This is a genomic window from Arthrobacter sp. Hiyo1, assembly GCF_001263615.2.
GTDB lineage: Bacteria > Actinomycetota > Actinomycetes > Actinomycetales > Micrococcaceae > Arthrobacter.
Genome location: NZ_DF952469.1, coordinates 875,242 through 876,347 on the forward strand (window position 1 = coordinate 875,242; position 1,106 = coordinate 876,347).

Below are 1,106 nucleotides of genomic sequence, written 5' to 3' on the forward strand. Positions count from 1 at the left end.
GCCCGGCTAGCCGAGCGGGAGCGCCGGGCCGCGGAAACGGCACGGGCCCGGTTGGAGGGACTTTCTTAGCGGGCGCAACGTCCGGTATACCGGACATTCCGAGGCGTATTCTAGGACAATGTACAGTCAATCGGTGCGGCCCAAGGCGCCGGCCGCGGCTCAGGTGCTGGCGGTTCTCAGATACGTTGCCGGACAGGCCGGCCCGGTCAGCGCGTCCATCATTGCGCGCGATGTTGGACTGCCTCGGTCCACCACGTATCAGCTCATTGCCTCCCTGATCGATGACGGCTTCCTGGTCCATCTTCCCGAGGAGCGCAAGTATGCCTTGGGAGTGACCGCCCATGAGTTGGGGACCGGGTATTCGCGGCAAGCTCCGATCCAGCGGATCGCCCGGTTCCCCCTGTCCCGGCTCGTCGCCCGGACCCGCCGGACTGCCCATCTTGCCGTGATGCACGGGCGCGACGTCGTTTACGTGATCGAGGAGCGGGCGCCGCGGCAAAGCCCCCTTGTCACCGACACCGGAGTCCGGCTTCCTGCCCACCTGACGGCCAGCGGCAGGGCGATGATGGCCCAGATGGACCCCGCCCAGGTGGCTGCGCTTTTCCCTGGGCCAGAGGCTTTCGCGGAGCGCCACAGCAAAGGCCCGCAATCCTTGCCCGCGCTGCAGGATCTCTTGGCGCGGGCACGGTCGCTCGGATATGCGTGGGAGCAGGACGAGGTCACGGAGGGGTTTTCTTCTGTGGCGGTCGCCGTCCTCGACCGGCAGCGCTATCCCGTGGCCAGCGTGACGTTAACGGTGTCGAACCGGGCGTTTCCCGGCGGAGGCACCCGTCACCGGGCCAAGGACGCCGAGACCCCGGAGGAAAGGGCGGTCCGCATCGAGGACGTCGCCCGGGAGTGGATTCCGGAAGTGACCAGGTGCGCGAGGGAAATTTCCCGCAGGCTGGGCACCCAAGCCTGACCCCGACGTCGTTCCCTCTGGTCGACTGGGACGCTCGCTCACATATAGGGCCAAATGCCAGGACGCTCGCTCACCAAAAGTGAGCGAGCGTCCGCCGAAAACACCCCAAAAGTGAGCGAGCGTCGGAGGGGGACGGGCAAAAGGC

1 protein-coding gene is annotated in these 1,106 nt (G+C 66.9%); it reads left to right on the forward strand.

Going from position 1 to position 1,106, the window contains the following annotated elements; all coding sequences use genetic code 11:
- The first annotated feature begins 118 nt into the window (after positions 1-118).
- Positions 119-961 (forward strand): IclR family transcriptional regulator, encoded by an 843-nt coding sequence (locus tag AHiyo1_RS08320; RefSeq protein WP_084784417.1) that lies wholly within the window; start codon positions 119-121, stop codon positions 959-961.
- Positions 962-1,106 lie beyond the last annotated feature (145 nt).